The sequence below is a fragment of the Nocardia pseudobrasiliensis NBRC 108224 genome, from assembly GCF_001613105.1.
GTDB lineage: Bacteria > Actinomycetota > Actinomycetes > Mycobacteriales > Mycobacteriaceae > Nocardia > Nocardia pseudobrasiliensis.
Genome location: NZ_BDBS01000004.1, coordinates 370364 through 387773 on the forward strand (window position 1 = coordinate 370364; position 17410 = coordinate 387773).

The window sequence follows — 17410 nt, forward strand, 5'->3', positions numbered from 1 at the left end:
CGCCGATAAAACAATGATCGTTGTCTAATCGGCGACTCGGTTCGGCTCATGCACGACGATCGCGGCAGCGGGGCAGACAAGCGCCGCCGACCGCACGGCCGCCAGCAGATCCGGCGCCACATCCACCGGGCCAGAAGTGGCCTCTCCGACGCTTGTACGCAGTTCAGACACCTCGTCGGGAAGGTGAAAGAAGGTCGGCGCCGACCGGACGCAATACCCGGAACCGAGACACAGCTCCTGGTCGATCTCGACCGTGATGGGCTCCGACATGTCAGCGGCTCCTCGTCGTTGAGTGGCGATGTCGAACAGTATTGACATCAATCATTGTCAATCAGTGACACGATGACGTCAATACCGGGAACCGCATAACCCGGATTCGAACTGCCGACGGTGCGACCGTTCGTGGTCCAATCGAGTTTCGATGGATACGAGGACCTGACAGAGCCCTCCATCGGTTCGACGGTCATGCTGTGGCGAGGCATCGGCGAATTTCCGCTGAGCCGGGTAACGCGCCCGGGGTAATCGAAGACAACCTGCGCGGCCGAACCGGTTTCGTGATCCTCGGTATGTATCCGAGCGTGTTCCACGGGTCGAAAGTTCTTGTCGCGCATACAGTGCTGTCAGCTCTCACGATGACCGCGGCGGTGGCCCTGCTCCCCAGCAAACTGGTTCATCTCGACCCGCAACAACAGGTCGAAGTCTTCCTCGGTGATGTCGGTGACCGGGATGTTGACCGTCTCGATGCCGGCGTTGGCGGCCACCACATCCAACCGCCCGAACGTGTCCAGCGCGGTGCGGAACAGGGGCTCGACACCGTCGGAGGTGGAGACGTCGGCCTGCACCGCGATGGCCTTGGCACCGGCAGCGCTCGCCTGGGCCTGGACATCGGCGGCTGCTTTCACGTCACGTGCGTAGTTGATGACCAGGTCCGCTCCTTGTTGGGCGAAGCGCAGGGCGATCGCCCTGCCAGGCCCTCGCGACGAGCCGTAATCAGAGCGACTTTTCCTTGTAGCGCCGTCGTGTACGCCGCCGACCATCCGAAGCGCCGAGAGTACTGGGTCGGTGCGAGCACGGCCGCGACCGCCGTGGCCAACAAGTTCGTGCCCGACCTGCTCGACCGGTACCTCGCCCGCACGGGGTTCGACTCCTAGCAGACCTCGCAGCCGGAGAACCACGATCGCGCGGCCAACCTCTGAAAGCCCCTCGACGACAACGACGGCCACGACTTCGGCGCACACAGCCGATTCGACGCCCGCGCAGTGAAGTTCAGTCCGCAGCTGTTGCTGTCGCGTCATCGCGGTGTGCTGGCGGCCGGCTGGGCCGTTGCCGCCGCGAGGGGCCAACGATCATGAGGACCCGCACCTCGCACCTCGCGCCGCGTGCGGCGGTAGTCGCGAATCGGCGCGCCTGAGTACAACAGACCCGAATGCGCCCGAGAAGGAGAGTACGGCCGCGCTCGGCATGCCTGGTCGAACCCCGGCCGGAGCCGCCGCGCTCGACCATGTCCGTCAGCGGCGGCGGGCGAGCGATCCACACGCGCTACCGGTGCTCACCGCGTACACCAGCTGATGCAGCGCGACGCCGGCTGGTATTCGGGGCGACGGCGATCGCCACCACACCTCGGTGTCGCCCCCACCGCCACCGCAGGCGCCAGCTGTACCCTTGCGCGCGACGCGGGCCGCACCCAGCGCCAACTGATCGGCAGCGCGACCACACCGATCAACACGCCGAAAAACGAACAGAAGAACCCCCTGGCCGGCACCGTGCACCGACCACGACGATCGGATCCAGATCAACGGTTCCTTGACACCGATCGGATCGCCGCATTCCTCGGCCGGTGGCCGGCCGCGGCTTATACTCCCGCACATGGCAGCTCAGCTGTTCGACACCGCCGAACGAGCACTGCTCTGCGGCCTGCTCGACCAGCTCGGCCCCGACGCACCGACGCTGTTGCACCCCTGGACGACCCGCGACCTCGCCGCCCACCTCGTCCTGCGCGAACACGACGCCCTCGCCGGGCCCGGTCTCGTCGTTCCGGGGCCGTGGGGAGATTTCGCCGAACGACGGCGAAAAGCCCTCGCCGACAAGTCGTTTCCCGTCCTCGTGGCGACGATCCGCGCGGGACCGCCGCCAGGATTCTTCCGCCTCGGCTGGGTTCGGCGCGTGCCCAACCTCAACGAGTTCTTCGTTCATCACGAAGACGTGCGCAGAGCCAACGAACTCGGCCCGCGAGTCAACCAGCCCGCGATGGATGCGGCACTGTGGCACAACACCGTTCGCGGCGCGCGATTTCTGGCGCGCCGACTGCACGGCCCAGGCCTGGATCTCGAATGGGCCGGCACGCTCGAGACTCACCGAGCCCGGCGCGGTCGGCCGATGGTCCGCATCACCGGGCTTCCCGGCGAACTGCTGCTCTACCTGTTCGGCCGCCAGGCAGCCGCGCGGGTGGCCATCGACGGACCGACCGGCGACGTCGATGTTGTCCGCCGCACTCGGTTCGGCATGTAGCGCCCGGCGGGTCACCGATCCCGCGGTAACCGCCGCGACGACGGGGGCTCGTGATCGACGCCCGCGATGGCGGCCAGCGCGATGAGCAACATCACGACCACGGCAGCCAAGTCGACGACGGACAGTACACCGGCGAGAATTTCCAGAGGCATACCGTTTTACCTCCTGCCTTCACATCCCCCGCACACGATTATATGTGCAATCTGCAATTGTTGCATAGTGCTATCGGAAGAGGGATGGTGATCAGACCGACCAGCCCGATCCACAGGCTGTCAGAGCGTTTGCTGTGCGCCACAGAATGTTTCAGGTCTTCGGATCCGCCGGCGGACAGTGCCGACAGCGACCGGACAACGCCGCCCGGCAGCATGCCGAGGGACTCACATTCGAGCGCACGGCAACTGATACACAAGGCCTGATGCTGATCCATCGCGTCGGCGGTGTGCACGGCACCCTGCCCGTGATCCTCACCTGCCACACCGGCCGCGGGCGGCTTCGATAGGCCGTCGACATGGATGACGAACCAGCCGCGCTCGTCGCCTACAACGGACGGCTGGCAGCATTACACTCATCGCGCAGGACTCACACTCGCCCTTGCGTTCTCAGTGATCAGGACTCGCCGTGCTGCGGTCGGCGGCCTGCGCGCTCATCGCCATCGTATTGACAGCCTGTGCCTCCCCGAGCGCGTCGACCGGTGACTCTCAGGCTCCCGGTCCAGACCCGTCGAACCCGGCCGACACCATGCCAGTGGCTTTGGCGATGCAACCGCGGATCACTTGGCGACCGTGGCACGGCACGCGGCCGCCGCACTCCAACCGCTGGGGTCTCACCGCCATAAAGGGCAATTTGGGCAACGGGATTCAGTCACCCCCGAAGGTGCCGTCATCGCCATGCTGAAACAACAGGCGCGGCTGGCCGCGGTCGACGACGCCTCCTGGCCCTGCACGAGCACAGCGGACGCCTGAAAACCTTGTCCACCGACGAGATCTGGCTCGACGGCGAGGGGGAAGCGGAGCTGCGGCCCGGCGGCGGTGTCCTCGCACTATTGAACAGCCTCGACGGATTCCGACCGTGGGCCCGGCAGGCCCCGATGACCGATCAGACCTGATAGCCCTCGATGTCCAGGCCGGGCACCGACTCCCCGCCCGCTTCGGTGAACGCGGTGAGGGCACGGACCAATCCGGTGCGATCGGCCGGGCGCATCCGCTCGACCACGGCCGCCAGCTCCTGGCGACGCCGCGCGGTCACCGCGTCCACGACCTCCTGCCCGCGTGCGGTGAGTTCGATGATCAGCTCACGGCGCGACTCCGGATTCGGTTTGCGATCGGTCAATCCCGCGACCACCAGCCGCTCCACCATCCGTGTCGCGGTCGAGGGCTGCACATTCAGACTGCTCGCCAAACTGGCAATCTTCGACGGGCCACGCGTCGACAACAACACCAACGTGCGGAACTGCGGAATCGTGATCGAATCATCGACGTGCGCGATCGAGCGCGCCGACAATCCCACCAGCAGCCGGGAGGCCGTCAACAAGGCGTCGGTGATCTCGTCCACCGATTCCTCGGCCACCGCGTCCCTTCGGGCCATCACTACCTCCGTCACGGCAATACACCATCCCTGTCCATCCTGCCCTGTCCGCCCGATTCCAGTGGGAACACTCGCCCGCAGTGCGCCAACAAGATGACGAATATCCCTTCGCCTCCACCAACGAGGGCGGTTCCGCCGGAGGACCGGCACGTACCTGAGGAAATTGGCCAATGCGTACGCAACACGGCCGAATTCAGGCCGACCACAGCCAATTCCTGCTCGCCGATCCGAATGTCGACACCACCGACATCTCCGACGAGGGCGACCTGATCCGGGCTGAGCCCGGGTTCGTGACCATCATGACGGGGATCGCTTACGGCCCAGTCGATCTGACAGTCGAACTCCTCGACCACGCGCCGAACGATACCGATCTCGGTGACTGGCAGGTGGTCGAGGAGACCATCGCCCGAACCCAATCGGGATTATGTCTACGTTTTCGATGACCACGGTAAGACAAATGGTGCTGGCCGATCCGGTCCAGCCTGTCGTCGAGTTCGTCGGTCATAGGTTCGGAACGCCACCGTGAAACCGCGTGATCCGGCCGCAGCAGTGGCGAGCCTTCGATATTCCTTGTCACTACCTGGCTCCCGGTTCACCGGCCCACGTGCCGGGTCATATTCTCCGAGTAGCGGGCACCGGCGACGGCGTGGGCGGCGTCTTCGATGCGGGCGAGATCTTCGGTGGTCAGGGTGATGTCGAGGGCGGCGACGTTTTGTTCGAGGTAGGTGCGGCGTTTGGTGCCGGGGATCGCGACCACGTCGTCGCCTCGGCCGGCTACCCACGCCAGGGCCAATTGCCCTGCGGTGACACCCTTCTCGTCGGCCAGTTTGCGCAGTGCGTCGACGATGGCGAGGTTGCGGTCGAGGTTGGCCTCGGTGAACCGCGGCAGGCGGCGGCGCATATCATCGGCGGGCAGGTCGGCGGTGGAGCTGATCTTGCCGGTGAGGAAACCGCGGCCGAGTGGCGCGAACGCGACGATGCCGATGCCCAATTCGCGGCAGGTCGGGACGATCTCGGCCTCGAGGTCGCGGGTCCACAGCGACCATTCGCTCTGCACCGCGGTCACCGGGTGCACGGCATGGGCGCGGCGGATCGTCGCGGGCGCTGCCTCCGAGATGCCGAGGTGGCCGACCTTGCCGGCGGTCACCAGCTCGGTGAGTGCACCCCAGGTCTCCTCGATCGGGACGGTCGGATCGACACGATGCTGGTAGTACAGGTCGATATGGTCGACGCCGAGGCGGGCCAGCGATTCGTCACAGCTCTGCCGGACGTAGGCGGCATCACCGCGCACACGCACGGCGCCGTTGTCCCCCGACACGATGCCGAATTTGGTTGCCAGCACGACCTCGTCGCGTCTTCCGCGAATGGCGCGGCCGACGAGTTCTTCGTTGGCGCCGGCGCCGTAGACGTCGGCGGTGTCGAGCAGCGTGACGCCCAAGTCGAGGGCGCGGTGGATGGTGGCGATCGACTCGTCGTCGTTGTCGCGCACCCCGTAGGACTGGCTCATTCCCATACAGCCCAAGCCCTCTGCGCCGACGGTCAACTCACCGAGTTTCCTGGTTGCGAGCATTGCGAGTCCTCCTTCGTGGCAGCGGATATCGGTAGCCGCCCGATGACGGCCGCGTGTGCGGCCAGCGGGCCCGGCAGCGGCGGAAACCGCTGCAGCGTGGCCGGATCGTGTCCGGTGACGAGGTGGTGCGGGCGGGTGAGTTGCATGTCGCGGATGGTCGCGTACGAGGTGTACATCTGCGGGAGATCGCTCATCAAGGCGAACGGCATGTCCCGTTCGAGCTCCTCGTAGAAGTGCACGGCGTCGGAGGCCAGCAGGACCGGCCCGCTCGAGGTCTCGACCACGACCGCCAGCTGACCCGGTGTGTGTCCAGCCATCTCGAGTATGGTGATACCCGGAGCCGGGATGTGGCCGTGCTCGACGAAGCGCAGCCGTTCCTCGCGCAGCGCCACTTTCAGCTGCTCGATCTCGCGAACCTCCGACGCGAAGCGAAACAATTCCTTCCCCGCCAGTTCCGAAGTCCAGAACTCGTACTCCCGCCAGGACATCATGAAGCGGCTGTTCGGTAGCGCAGCCAGGTTTCCGATGTGGTCGTAGTGCGCGTGAGTGATGATCACGTTGTTCTCGGCCGTGGGATCGATTCCCAGTGTGCGCAGCGCCTCGATCGGATCCAGGAGCAGGGTGTGGGCACGCTTGCGTCCGCTTTCCGAGCTGAATCCGACGTCGACGATGAATGTGCGGTCGCGGCCGCGGACCACCCAGAAGAAGAAGTCCAAGGTGATCGGGCCGTCGTCGGCTCCGTAAACCGGGTAGTTGAGGAATATGTCGCTGCGGACGGTTTCCTGGGTTCCGTAGCGAACGAGGATCACCTCGTATTCGTCGTCACTCATTGTGCGCCTCCGGGTATCTCGGCTAAGCGGGGGCTCCTCGAAGGGTGGGGTCGATGGTGTGCTCGGGCGAGCTGGGAATTGGCGCTCGGCGACGTCGCGGGCGGTGATCGTCGGAGGGTCGCCCGTCGTCGCGGACGAAACGCCACACGTGCGGGGGTCGGCGCACGAGCGCGGGCGGCGGTGTCGGCGGTTGCACCTGTGCGATATCGCCGGTCGCGATCACAACGACGCGGCCGTCGTGGCTGTGGTAAACCTCGATCCGCGCGGCGGGATCGCCGTCTCGAATGCTTTGTCGCAGATCATGGTCGGCCCATCGCCGCAACTCCGCAGCCGCGGAGTCATCGGCCGCAGCTTCCCACATCAAGGTGGGACGCGGGCCGGTATCGGGTTGCCGACCCGGCTCACCGGTGCGGGCCTTCGACAGCCCTGCCCAGCGCCGTTCGTAGTCCACGCTGAGCCCGAGTTGGTCCAGCACCCGGACCACGACGTGGTCGACCATGTCGTCCAGGGTGCGGGGCCGATGGTAGAACGCCGGCATCGGCGGGCAGATCCGCACACCCATCCGCGCCAGCGCGAGCATGTTCTCCAAGTGAATCTGGTTGAGCGGGGTCTCGCGGGGAACCAGGCACAGCGGCCGCTGTTCTTTGAGCACGACGTCCGCGGCCCGCACAATCAGAGTGTCGGCCAGCCCGTGCCGAATCGCCGCGGTGGTCCGCATCGAACACGGCACCACCACCATCGCATCCACCCGGAACGATCCCGACGACAGCGCCGCTCCCTGATCACCCTCCTGGTATACGACATCGGCCAGCGCCTCCACCTCGGCCACCGAGTAGTCGGTTTCGGTCGCGATATTCACCCGCGCCCACTTGGACATGACCAGATGCGTCTCGACGTCCTCGTCGAGTCCGCGCAATTTCTCCAGCAACCGGATCCCGAAGATCGCGCCGGTCGCGCCCGTGATCGCCACGATCAGACGCATGGTCTTCTCCTTAGTTGTCACGAATTGGATTACTCGGCTCGGGAACTACTTCGGGGCGTGAGATCGCAAGAGCTCGGGCGATTCCCGGCCGGGTTCGGGCGGGATCTCGCCGTTGCCCATCATGGCCGCGGCGGGCGCGTCGAGCAGAATGATCTCGATGTCCTGCGCGCCCGGGTCGATGGTCTTCCAGCCGTCGTAGATTCGGGCCAGGCATCGTTGCTTGTGGGCCATGTCGCGGCCAGCGCGGATGTGTCCCTCGACGAAGACGAAATCGGCGGAGCGGCCCTCGTGGAACGAGTCGCCGGGTGCGGCTTCGTGGAACATTACGCGCACGAACGATGGTGGCGCGTTGAAGGTTTCGGCGTGGACAGTCGTGATGAGTTCGGCGATCGCCTGCTTCTGCGCGGAGTTCAGCGATCGGGCGGGAACCAGACACGAGTAGAAAGGCATTTCAGTCCTCCTGATGCGGGCGGGATTACTCGGCTCCGGACTACTCGGCTTCGACGAGTTTTCCGATCTTGGCCTTGACTGCTTCCGGATACACCTGCTGGAAGGTGGCGGGCACAGAGCGGCTGGCCGCCCCGGCGATCAATCCGTTGTGGATGACCAGCGGACCGTGGCCGGTTTCGCGTTCGCGCGGGGTGAACAGGGGAGAGAGGCTGGCAAGCGGTCGGTCGGTGATGACGAGATCGCTGCCGGGGCGTACCCGGGAGGCCAGCGCCCACACGACATCGCGGAGGTCGGTGGGGTCGATGTCGTTCTCCACCACGAGAATCCGGGCCAGGACCCTGGCCGCGGGACTGTGTTCGATCAAGGTGTCGGCGATGCGGCGAACCAATGCCTGCGCATCGCTGTTGCAGCTGGCCTGCCAATCCCTGGTCACGGTGACGACGGCGAATTGATTCGCGCCTTCGGGAGGTAGCCACGCGTGCTCCACGGGCAGGCCGGCGTCGCGCAGGACGCGCGTGTGGTTGACGGACTGACCGAGTTGGTTGATGGTGTGGTCGTCGTCGACAGGTTTGCCGGCCGGGACGGTGGCGAGGATGGGTTCGGGGACGCTGGAGATCGCCGTGACATGACCCACCAGCTCTAGTTCGATCGCGTCCGGGATGAGGTAGCCGGGGTATTCACCGAACGGGCCTTCCGGGACGCGTTCCTCGATGTTGATGTGTCCCTCGAGGACGACCTGGGCGGTCGCGGGAACACAGTGGTTGACGACGTGCGCGCGGGTGACCTCGAGCGGTTCGCCGAACCATCCGCCCAGGAATGCCGCTTCGTCCACGTATTCGGGAGCCCCCCTCGTACCCGACAGCACCGTCGCGGCAGGTTCGACGCCGAGTGCCAGGGCGAACTCCATCGACTTGCCGACGTCTTTCCACATCTCGTAGATCATCCCGAAGTGCTGATAGTTCCGGGTCCAGATGGTGACGCGCTGGGCGTCCAGGCGCATGACCCGGCAGACATGCCAGTTGGTCCAGGAGCCGTCCGGGGTGGTGGCGATCATCGTTCCGATCGTGTTGAGGTAGTCGCCGCCGTCGCCTTCGTGCAGCATCGGGGATGGAATGTCGTACAGGTCGACGGTGTCGTGCAGTGTGCGGCCGCTGCGGTCGGGGACCACGACCGGCGCGATGAGATCGGTGTCGAAGTCGACCGCGAGCACACGATCCAGGATGGTCAAGGGATGTGTGTCCCAGGGCAGCCCCAGGGCGAGCGCTACGCGGCCCCACCGATGCCGAGCGTCCGAGGAGTACGGAGCCAAACCGCCGAGGAATCGGTATCCGGGAAACCCGGTGATGTTGGTGAAATACTGTGCGGGCAAATTGTTCTCGCACGCGTATCGGACGCCTGCGCCCAGTTCCAGATTCAAATCGACCGGTGCATCGACACGCGCCAGGTCGTCGTGCTCGGTGAGCGCGTCGAGGTATTCGCCGATCGATTTCAGGTGACGGCGTTCGCGGGGAGCTTCGAAACGATCAGTCATCTTCAGCCTCCTCGGGGTTCCAGCGACCATCGGCCGGACCGACCGCGGTCGTGGCCGGGCATCGGAGCGAGTTGCCTATTCGATAGCAAATGAACATGGCCGAGCCCATGCTGCTCACGGTGAGGGGACCGCGCAAGGTAATCCACGCTAAACTGCAATCAACTTCATCAACCAATGACAAGGTGAGATGAATTTCGATGGGATTGGAGCAGCGGCGCACGGTCGTCAGCAATCTGCGAGCACGGTTGCCCGAGGTCGTCGATATCGTGCTGGACACCATTGCGGAGACCGTGCCCGCCTACCAGGGCCTGGATGCCGGCCGACTGCGTGAAATACGCGATTTCATCGCGTGGGTTACGGTCCGCGTTCTCGACGTCTGGAGCGAGGACAGCCCTCTGACAGACCGGGACCGCGACCGGCTCCGCGCGATCGGCGCCGCCCACGCCGAGAGCGGCCGTTCGAATGCCGCCATCCTGCGCGCCTACCGCATCGCCGCGCTCACCGTCACCAACCTGGTCTGGGACGACCGCGATGCCACCCACCTCGACCGCACCGACCTGCGAGCCCACACCGATGTCGTGCTCACGGCCATCGATGAACTGTCCGAGGCGGTCCTGGCCGGGCACAGCGCCGCCCTCGACCGGCTCACCAGCGACCGCCACCGGGCGCTGCGCAATCTGTTCGACGACCTGCTCGCCGGCCGCCACAGCTCACCTGCCGTCCTCGCCGGACGATGCCGTGAACTCGGTGTTGCCCTGCCGGCGGATCCTGTACTGCTGGTCACCGAACCCACCATCGGCGCGCCACCGGCTCAGCTCGGCATCGTCGACCTCCTCCGCGATCTCGGACTGCCCGCCGCCCCTGTCGAACACCTCGCCACCGTGCGTGAACATCGCGTGGTTCTGCTACTTCCCACACATGTTCGCCCCGCGCTCAATGCCGCGGTCGAAGCTCGCCGATGGCGGGGCTGCCTGATCGGTGAGCACGCCGACACCCACACCGCGCTGGCCTATCGCCTGGCGACCGATGCGCTGGATTCCGCGCCCGCGCACGCTTTCCGCGCTCGGCTCGTGCTCGACGACGGTGACGCGCACGCGGTGCAACTGCTCACCACCCACCCGGCCACCGATCCCGACACCGTCGCCCGCACCGTCCTGGGCCCCCTCGCCGCCCCCGCCCAGCGCCATCTACTCGAAGGACTGGCCGCCTACCTGGCGGCCACCTCGGCCAACGCCGCCGCCGAACACCTGCACCTGCACCCCCAGACCCTGCGCTACCGACTACGCCGCGCCGTCGAACTCACCGGCCGCGACCCCCGCGATCCCTGGCAGCGCCTCACCCTCGACATCGCCTGCGCCGTCGCCGCCCCCTTCCGCGGCGACCCCTGTCCGGACGGCGGGCAGGGCTCGCGATCCGTGCGGTCGAAGTGACCACGCTGCGTCCGAATAGCTCTCATCTTGTCATTGGTTGATGAAGTTGTTTGCGGTTATGCGTGGATTATCTTGCGCGGTCTTCTCACCCTGAGCAGCATGGGCCCGGTCATGTTCATTTGCTATCGAATAGGCAACTCGTTCCAATGCCCGGCCATGACCGAGACCGGTCCGGCCGATAGTCGTTGAACTCGAGGAGGCGGAGAATGAGCGATCGTTCCGAAGGGGACTGGGACACGGGTGGCGAAACTCGAGAGCGGGCGATCCTCGTGACGGGGTCGAGCGGGGGAATCGGGCGGGCGGTCGCGACCGCCTTCGCCGAGAACGGTGACCGGGTTGCCATCCATTACCGAGGCAATCGTGACGCCGCCGAACAGCTCAGCAAAGAGCTGCCCGGAGACGGTCACCTGTTGGTGCAAGCCGATGTGACCGACCCCGATGCCGTGCAGGCGATGGTCGACCAGGTCGTCGACGCATTCGGCGGGATCGATGTGCTGGTCAACAACGCCGGACACGCGACCCCGCATCCCATCCTGGAGACCGATTACGAGCAATGGCGTACGGCGTGGCGCACGATCATCGACCTCAACCTCGTGGCCACCGCGAATGTGACCTGGTGCGCGGTACGACACATGGACACCGGCGCGCGAATCGTCAATATGTCCTCCGTCGGCGCATTCTCCGGCACGGAGCCGCCCGCCTACGGGGCGAGCAAGGGCGCGCTGAATTCCCTGACTTACATATTGGCTCGCGACCTCGGCCGCCGCGGCATCGGCGTCACCGGGGTGGCGCCAGGTTGGGTGGAGACCGAGTTGGCCGCCCCGGTCCTCGATTCGCCTCAGGGTGATGTGTTGCGTGCGCAAAGCCCCTTCGGGCGAGTGGGTCGACCCGACGAAGTCGCGGCCGCCGTGCTGTATCTGGCCTCGCCGCAAGCGGAGTGGGCCAGCGGCGCCGTGCTCGACCTCAACGGCGCTTTCCTTTTCCGGGCCTGACCATCTGCCGCGCGAAAAGGAGATCGACCATTCTGTCCATTCGACGCGTAGGGAGAAATATGAACGCCATCGCCTACCATTTCGAGCCCGGTAGTGATCTCGACGGACTCACCTCGGCCGCGCAGCAGGTGCCCGAGCCCGGCCCGGGGCAGATCGTCGTCCGGGTTCGCGCCGCCGCCGTCAATCGCCGCGATCTGATGATCGTGGAGGGCACGTCCCTGCCCGCCACCCCTGGAGTCATCCCGCTGGCCGACGGTGTCGGTGACGTCGTCGCCACCGGGCCCGGCGTTGTGCGCGCCGCTGTGGGCGACCGTGTCACCTCGACCTTCTATGTGTCCTGGACCGACGGGCCGATGCGTGTCGCCGAGGCTCGCGACCAATACGGCCTCAGCCACGACGGCATGCTCGCGAATTACGCTGTGCTGGAGGAGGAATCGGTGGTGCACGTCCCCGAGCACCTCCCCGACGAGGAGGCCGCCTCGCTGACCACGGCCGGTGTCACCGCGTGGTCGGCTCTCACCGCCGGACGTCCGGTCCTGCCCGGACAGAATGTCCTTGTCGTGGGCGCCGGTTCGGTCGGCCAGTTCGCCGTCCAGTTCGCCCGCGTTCTCGGTGCTCGCGTCCTCGTCATCGGGTCCGCCGAGCGCGCGGAGTTCCTGCGAGGGCTCGGCGCCGACGAGGTCATCGATCATCACACCACCCGCGATTGGGAGAACGTCGTCCGCGAGCTCACCGGCGGCGACGGTGTCGACCATGTCATCGAGACAGTCGGCCCGCGCACCTTCGCCCACTCCCGCGCCGCGGCCGCGTTGAACGGCGCGATCACGATCATCGGTATGTTCCAGGCGGACGACAAAAATGCGGCGGAGGACCCCTTCCAGGGCAGGCCGCTGACAATTCGGCACCTGAATGTGGGCAGTCGTGTGGAGTTCGAGGCGATGAACGAGACCATCGCCAAGTATCAGCTCCGCGTCGCCATCGATCGGGTCTTCCCGCTCGAGCAGGCTGTCGAGGCCTATCGCTACCTGCGTGAGGGCAAGCCTGTCGGCAAGGTCGTCATCACCATGCAATAGCCCACTACATGTGTGTCCGACGCGGTCCGCATTCGCCGTCCGAAAGGAAACCGATCGTGACCGAGAACTATTCGACCGTGGTGGATCGCCTTCGCAGCGCCGTCCGATCCGGACGCACCCGCCCGCTGGAGTGGCGCACCGAGCAGTTGCGGCGGCTGCGTGCCCTGTTGAGCGAGCGCGGATCGGAATTGGCCGACGCCATGTTCGCCGACCTGCACAAGAGCGAAAGCGAAGGCAACACCTACGAAATCGAGGTGGTCATCCGGGAAATCGACCACACCCTCACCCATCTCGAATCCTGGCTTCGTCCCGAACCCGTCGAGCTGTCCGGCTACGACTTCGCAGCCGGATCCACCGCTGTCACCCGCTACGATCCGCTGGGTGTCGTCCTGGTGATCGGGACGTGGAATTATCCGGTTCAGCTGCTCCTGCTGCCGATTGCCGGGGCGTTGGCGGCGGGAAATACCGTGGTGGCCAAGCCCAGTGACGTCGCACCCGCGACGTCGGCCGCGGTCGCCCGGCTGCTTCCGCAGTATTTCGATCCCGACACGATGGTGGTCGTGGAGGGGGGTAGGTCGGCCACGGACGCGCTGCTTGCCGAGCGATTCGACCATATCTTCTTCACCGGCGGGGCCGCGGTCGGGCGCGTGGTGATGAAGGCCGCCGCAGCGCACCTCACGCCGGTCACCCTGGAGCTCGGCGGTAAGTCGCCGGTATTCATCGATCGCGACGTCGATCTGGCCGCGGTCGCCGAGCGCCTGGTGTGGGCCAAGTTCAACAACGCCGGGCAAGTGTGCGTCACAACCGATTACGTGCTCACCGATCCCGACACCGCGCGCGGGCTGGAGTCCGCGCTTGCCGCTGCCGTCACGGACCGATTCGGCGATGATCCGGCGACCTCGCCGAAATACGGCCGGATTGTCAACGAGCGGCATTTCGATCGGCTGACGGCACTGCTGGAGTCCGGCCGCACCGTCGTCGGTGGGCAGCACGATCGCGCCCAGAGGTACATCGCACCAACCGTTCTCGCCTCCGTCACCGCGGATTCGCCGGTCATGCAGGAGGAGATCTTCGGTCCGATCCTACCCATCGTGGAAGTGCCCGATCTCGACAAGGCCCTCGAATTCATCAACAACCACGACAAGCCGCTGGCCCTCTACGCCTTCACCGACTCCGACACGACACGGGAACGCCTCGCCACCGAAACCAGTTCCGGTGGAGTGGCTTTCGGCCTGCCGCTGGTGCAGCTTCTCGTTCACGACCTACCCTTCGGCGGTGTCGGCGCCAGCGGCCTCGGCAACTATCACGGCCGCTACTCCATCGAAACCTTCAGCCACCGCAAAGCTGTCGTCGACGCCAAGCAGTCTTGCATCGTTCCCTAGCGCATGAACGTGACTGAATCCCAACGCCAGAGCGGAGGAATTTCGTGTCGAGCACCATCATGGGCGAGATCGTGAACAAGACGAGCCGTGATTATCAGAAGGCGCGGTCGGCGTGGAATTCGCTGTATCGCACGAAACCGGATCTGATCATCTACCCGACCAACGCCGAGGAGGTCGCGGCAGCCCTGGCGCACGCGCGTCACCGCGGGTTGGACCTGCGGATCCGGTCCGGCGGACACAGTTTCGACGGATATTCCTCCGTCGACGGCGGCGTCGTCCTCGATCTGGGCCGAATGGACTCCATCGTGGTCCGCGACGACGACACGGTCGTCATCGGTCCGGGGGCCAGACTCCGCACGGTCTACGAAGTGCTCTCCGACTACGACCTTGCTCTTCCCGGAGGTAACTGCGGCGGTGTCGGAGTCGGCGGCCTCACTCTCGGCGGCGGACTGGGAATTCTCGGGCGCACGCACGGCTGGCTGGCGCAGAGTGTGCGCTCCGTCGACATGATCGATGCGCGGGGAAACCTCATCACCGTCGACAAGGACAACCATCCGGACCTGTTCTGGGCGCTGCGGGGCTCCGGCGGCGGCAATTTCGGGATCGTCGTCTCGTTCACCTTCCAGGCATACCGGATCCCGCATCTGGTCAGGGGGGTGCTCCACTGGGACTGGGACCATCTCGTCGACTTCGCCGACGCGCTCCAGCAGTTCGGTCCCACCATGGACAGGCGCATCAACATGATCGGGCATCTGGAGTGCAAGCAGGTCGGCACTATCGCCCTGATCGTGGTCTCCCTGGCCTCGCGGGACGAGACCGAACGCGCCCTCGCACCGATGCTGGCGGCATTGCCACCGGTGCGGGACCAGCAGTACGCCACGGTTCGGTACGTGGACGCCGCCCAGGACTCCGTCACCCCCGAACTCCTCTATTCCAACGAAGTCCGCGCTACCACGGTGACCGGGAACATCAACGAGACTCTGAGCCGAGATTGCCTTCAGAAGATCAAGGACCGGCTCGCCGTGGCCGAAAGCGGGACCACGATTCAGCTGCATGCCCTGGGCAGCGTCACCGCCGAGCTGAACCGGACCGATCCGATCGCTCTGCCCTCCGTCGACGGGCTGCTGTCGCTGTTCGCCCCGAGCTACTGGACCGATCCCGCCGCGGACGAGTTCAACCTCAACTGGATGTCCGGCCTCGCCGAGGACATGCTGCCGCACTTTCAAACCACCTACATCAACAGCAACGACATCCATATCGACGATCGGATCTACCCCCGCTATGGCGAGAATTTCGCCCGGCTCGTAAAGATCAAGAACCAGTACGATCCGGAGAACGTATTCACTTTCGCCGCCGGCATCCCACCATCGCTCACCCGGCCCGAAGCGGAGCGGATGGGATTGCCCGAACATCAAATCCAGGCAATCCAAGAATTTGGATTTCTCAATGAGTAACGGTAGCGGCCCTTACGTGACTCGAACAGACCATCGGACAGCGCGCAAACTGTTGGCCGACATCTGGGTCGGGTTGGGTTGTGATGCGGTCGATGTCGATCGAGTCGATTTTTCGGGTGAGCGATCGCTGACGTCCGCTTTCGCGGTGACCGATCTCGCGGCGGCCAGTATCGGGGCGGCCGGGCTCGCCATGGGAAGGCTTGTGGCACGCGGTGCTCCATTGCCCGCCGTGCGGGTCGATCGCGTCATGGCCAGTGGCTGGTTCTATCTGCCGCCCGGCCCCTCGGTTCCTGTGTCGCCCGGGCCCCGTGCCGAGGACGACACCAACGCCCGGATAGATCCGTCGAACAACCCCTGGATGGTCGAGTTCCAGACGTCAGACGGTCGCTGGTTGAGAGTGCAGGCCGGATTCGCGCGGCCGCGGGCCCGCCTGCTGAATACGCTCGGCGTCCCGGAGGATCCCGCCGCCGTAGCCGCTGAGATCGGGAAGTACGAAGCCGACGATATCGAACAGATTCTTGTCGACGCGGGCGTTCCGGTGGCAGTCAACCACACCATCGAGGAATGGCGCACGCACCCGCAGGGACAGGCAGTCGCGCGGGAACCTTTGGTATCGCTCGAAATCGGCAGTCCTGCCCGCACCGGTTGGCGACCGACTCCAGGTCGACCGCTCGCGGGCATTCGGGTGCTCGACCTCACCCGTGTCGTCGCCGGGCCCATGGGGACTCGATTCCTCGCCGCGTGCGGTGCGGAAGTGCTGCGCCTCGACGCACCCGATTCGGACGAGAGCGTCGCCTTCGCCGGCGGTGGCGACCTGATGCTCGGAAAACGGTGGGCATTTTTGGACCTCCGCACCGCCGCGGGCAAGCAGCGGTTTCTCGAGCTGTTGGCCGACGCCGACGTCCTCGTTCACACCTACCGTCCCGGTGCGATCGACGGACTCATCCCCCCGGCCGAGCGCGCGGCGGCGCGCCCCGGCCTCGTCGAAGTCGCCCTGAATGCCTACGGGTGGACCGGTCCATGGCGCACCCGCCGCGGCTTCGACACGCTGGTGCAGTTCAGCACGGGGCTAGCGGATGCGACGACATCCTGGGCGCTCGAGGACCCGGTGCACCGGATACCGATCAACGCCCTCGGCAAGCTCGTGCCCGCCGATCGGCCAAGGCATCTGCCGGTCGAAGTGCTCGACTTCTCGACGGGCTATCAAGCCGCCGCCGCCGCGATCACCGGGCTCACTCGCCGGCTCACTGCCGGTGTCGGCTCGACAATGCGCCTCTCGTTGGCGAGAACCGCGGCCCTGCTGATCGACGCGGGCCGCCCCCCTGCCGAACCACCCATTACCTTGCCTCTCACCGGACCAACCGAAGACCGCGTATATGCCAGCCCGCACGGCGCGGTCCGGCGACTTCGGTTTCCTGTCGAAATCGACGACAATCCGCTGTTCTGGGAACACCCTTACGAATCCGTCGGCTCCTCCACTCCCCAATGGACCCACAGGGTCCCGTAGCACGGTGTGTCAGCCGAAAGAGCTTGCTGCATCGAGCGAGCGCCACCCGAACTCGGCCGTCCGAGTGGGTGGGCCACAACCCTGAACCCGGGACACGCCGCAATATCCTCAGGAGAT

At 65.8% G+C, this 17410-nt stretch carries 17 protein-coding genes and 1 pseudogene; 9 read left to right on the forward strand and 9 right to left on the reverse strand.

Features of this window, described 5'->3' with window-relative positions:
* Positions 1-24: 24 nt before the first annotated feature.
* Together NP4_RS06595 and NP4_RS06605 are read right to left on the reverse strand one after the other, a co-directional pair.
* Positions 25-270, reverse strand: coding sequence for a ferredoxin (locus NP4_RS06595; RefSeq protein WP_067993395.1), 246 nt, complete (start codon positions 268-270; stop codon positions 25-27).
* A gap of 350 nt (positions 271-620) precedes the next feature.
* Positions 621-1295 carry an SDR family oxidoreductase gene (locus NP4_RS06605; RefSeq protein ID WP_211335804.1) on the reverse strand — a complete coding sequence of 225 codons (675 nt, stop codon included), beginning with the start codon at positions 1293-1295 and terminating at the stop codon, positions 621-623.
* Positions 1296-1866: 571 nt separating this feature from the next.
* On the opposite strand from NP4_RS06605, the gene NP4_RS06615 reads away from it, so the two are divergent.
* Entirely contained in the window at positions 1867-2508 is a 642-nt protein-coding gene (locus tag NP4_RS06615; protein ID WP_067993408.1) for a TIGR03085 family metal-binding protein, read from the forward strand.
* A gap of 11 nt (positions 2509-2519) precedes the next feature.
* Here NP4_RS06615 and NP4_RS40730 read toward each other — a convergent pair whose 3' ends face one another.
* Entirely contained in the window at positions 2520-2660 is a 141-nt protein-coding gene (locus NP4_RS40730; protein ID WP_156524891.1) for a hypothetical protein, read from the reverse strand.
* An 815-nt stretch (positions 2661-3475) separates the two neighbouring features.
* Here NP4_RS40730 and NP4_RS40735 point away from each other — a divergent pair.
* Positions 3476-3613 (forward strand): hypothetical protein, encoded by a 138-nt coding sequence (locus NP4_RS40735; protein ID WP_156524892.1) that lies wholly within the window; start codon positions 3476-3478, stop codon positions 3611-3613.
* On the opposite strand, the gene NP4_RS06620 is transcribed toward NP4_RS40735, so the two are convergent.
* Positions 3604-4092 carry a MarR family winged helix-turn-helix transcriptional regulator gene (locus tag NP4_RS06620; protein ID WP_067993411.1) on the reverse strand — a complete coding sequence of 163 codons (489 nt, stop codon included), beginning with the start codon at positions 4090-4092 and terminating at the stop codon, positions 3604-3606. The two genes, NP4_RS40735 and NP4_RS06620, sit on opposite strands and share 10 nt — an antisense overlap.
* A 170-nt stretch (positions 4093-4262) precedes the next feature.
* On the opposite strand from NP4_RS06620, the gene NP4_RS06625 reads away from it, so the two are divergent.
* Entirely contained in the window at positions 4263-4535 is a 273-nt protein-coding gene (locus NP4_RS06625; RefSeq protein ID WP_067993419.1) for a hypothetical protein, read from the forward strand.
* Positions 4536-4684: 149 nt separating this feature from the next.
* On the opposite strand, the gene NP4_RS06630 is transcribed toward NP4_RS06625, so the two are convergent.
* From NP4_RS06630 to NP4_RS06650, 5 genes and pseudogenes are all read right to left on the reverse strand, one after another.
* Positions 4685-5662: an aldo/keto reductase gene (locus NP4_RS06630; RefSeq protein WP_067993421.1), complete on the reverse strand. Its 978-nt coding sequence runs from the start codon at positions 5660-5662 to the stop codon at positions 4685-4687.
* Positions 5632-6492 (reverse strand): N-acyl homoserine lactonase family protein, encoded by an 861-nt coding sequence (locus tag NP4_RS06635; RefSeq protein ID WP_067993423.1) that lies wholly within the window; start codon positions 6490-6492, stop codon positions 5632-5634. Before NP4_RS06635 ends, NP4_RS06630 begins: the two co-directional genes overlap by 31 nt.
* Positions 6493-6898: 406 nt before the next feature.
* A pseudogene (locus NP4_RS42430) lies at positions 6899-7495 on the reverse strand (UbiX family flavin prenyltransferase); the annotation flags it as partial.
* Between the two features lie 24 nt (positions 7496-7519).
* Complete coding sequence (locus tag NP4_RS06645; protein WP_067993427.1) at positions 7520-7924, reverse strand: tautomerase family protein; 405 nt, start codon at positions 7922-7924, stop codon at positions 7520-7522.
* A gap of 40 nt (positions 7925-7964) precedes the next feature.
* Positions 7965-9455: a UbiD family decarboxylase gene (locus NP4_RS06650; protein ID WP_067993430.1), complete on the reverse strand. Its 1491-nt coding sequence runs from the start codon at positions 9453-9455 to the stop codon at positions 7965-7967.
* Between the two features lie 197 nt (positions 9456-9652).
* On the opposite strand from NP4_RS06650, the gene NP4_RS06655 reads away from it, so the two are divergent.
* The 6 genes from NP4_RS06655 to NP4_RS06680 all read left to right on the forward strand — a co-directional run bounded on the left by NP4_RS06655 (position 9653) and on the right by NP4_RS06680 (position 17293).
* Positions 9653-10885, forward strand: coding sequence for a PucR family transcriptional regulator (locus tag NP4_RS06655; protein WP_082875607.1), 1233 nt, complete (start codon positions 9653-9655; stop codon positions 10883-10885).
* A gap of 206 nt (positions 10886-11091) precedes the next feature.
* Positions 11092-11877, forward strand: a complete 786-nt coding sequence (locus tag NP4_RS06660; RefSeq protein WP_082875608.1) for an SDR family NAD(P)-dependent oxidoreductase — start codon at positions 11092-11094, stop codon at positions 11875-11877.
* 59 nt (positions 11878-11936) lie between these two features.
* Positions 11937-12950, forward strand: coding sequence for a zinc-dependent alcohol dehydrogenase family protein (locus tag NP4_RS06665; protein WP_067993447.1), 1014 nt, complete (start codon positions 11937-11939; stop codon positions 12948-12950).
* 56 nt (positions 12951-13006) lie between these two features.
* On the forward strand, positions 13007-14332 hold the full coding sequence (locus tag NP4_RS06670) for an aldehyde dehydrogenase family protein (protein WP_211335806.1): 1326 nt from the start codon (positions 13007-13009) through the stop codon (positions 14330-14332).
* Between the two features lie 59 nt (positions 14333-14391).
* Entirely contained in the window at positions 14392-15786 is a 1395-nt protein-coding gene (locus NP4_RS06675; protein ID WP_067993450.1) for an FAD-binding oxidoreductase, read from the forward strand.
* Positions 15787-15931: 145 nt separating this feature from the next.
* Positions 15932-17293 (forward strand): CoA transferase, encoded by a 1362-nt coding sequence (locus tag NP4_RS06680; RefSeq protein WP_169813672.1) that lies wholly within the window; start codon positions 15932-15934, stop codon positions 17291-17293.
* Positions 17294-17410: the final 117 nt, after the last annotated feature.

Coding starts and splice junctions, on each gene's coding strand:
- NP4_RS06635 (WP_067993423.1), bottom strand. CDS start 6,492: ATGAGTGACGACGAATACGAGGTGATCCTCGTTCGCTACGGAACCCAG.
- NP4_RS06605 (WP_211335804.1), bottom strand. CDS start 1,295: ATGACGCGACAGCAACAGCTGCGGACTGAACTTCACTGCGCGGGCGTC.
- NP4_RS06630 (WP_067993421.1), bottom strand. CDS start 5,662: ATGCTCGCAACCAGGAAACTCGGTGAGTTGACCGTCGGCGCAGAGGGC.
- NP4_RS06625 (WP_067993419.1), top strand. CDS start 4,263: ATGCGTACGCAACACGGCCGAATTCAGGCCGACCACAGCCAATTCCTG.
- NP4_RS40730 (WP_156524891.1), bottom strand. CDS start 2,660: ATGCCTCTGGAAATTCTCGCCGGTGTACTGTCCGTCGTCGACTTGGCT.
- NP4_RS06675 (WP_067993450.1), top strand. CDS start 14,392: ATGGGCGAGATCGTGAACAAGACGAGCCGTGATTATCAGAAGGCGCGG.
- NP4_RS06665 (WP_067993447.1), top strand. CDS start 11,937: ATGAACGCCATCGCCTACCATTTCGAGCCCGGTAGTGATCTCGACGGA.
- NP4_RS06645 (WP_067993427.1), bottom strand. CDS start 7,924: ATGCCTTTCTACTCGTGTCTGGTTCCCGCCCGATCGCTGAACTCCGCG.
- NP4_RS06660 (WP_082875608.1), top strand. CDS start 11,092: ATGAGCGATCGTTCCGAAGGGGACTGGGACACGGGTGGCGAAACTCGA.
- NP4_RS06615 (WP_067993408.1), top strand. CDS start 1,867: ATGGCAGCTCAGCTGTTCGACACCGCCGAACGAGCACTGCTCTGCGGC.
- NP4_RS06655 (WP_082875607.1), top strand. CDS start 9,653: ATGGGATTGGAGCAGCGGCGCACGGTCGTCAGCAATCTGCGAGCACGG.
- NP4_RS06650 (WP_067993430.1), bottom strand. CDS start 9,455: ATGACTGATCGTTTCGAAGCTCCCCGCGAACGCCGTCACCTGAAATCG.
- NP4_RS06620 (WP_067993411.1), bottom strand. CDS start 4,092: ATGGCCCGAAGGGACGCGGTGGCCGAGGAATCGGTGGACGAGATCACC.
- NP4_RS06595 (WP_067993395.1), bottom strand. CDS start 270: ATGTCGGAGCCCATCACGGTCGAGATCGACCAGGAGCTGTGTCTCGGT.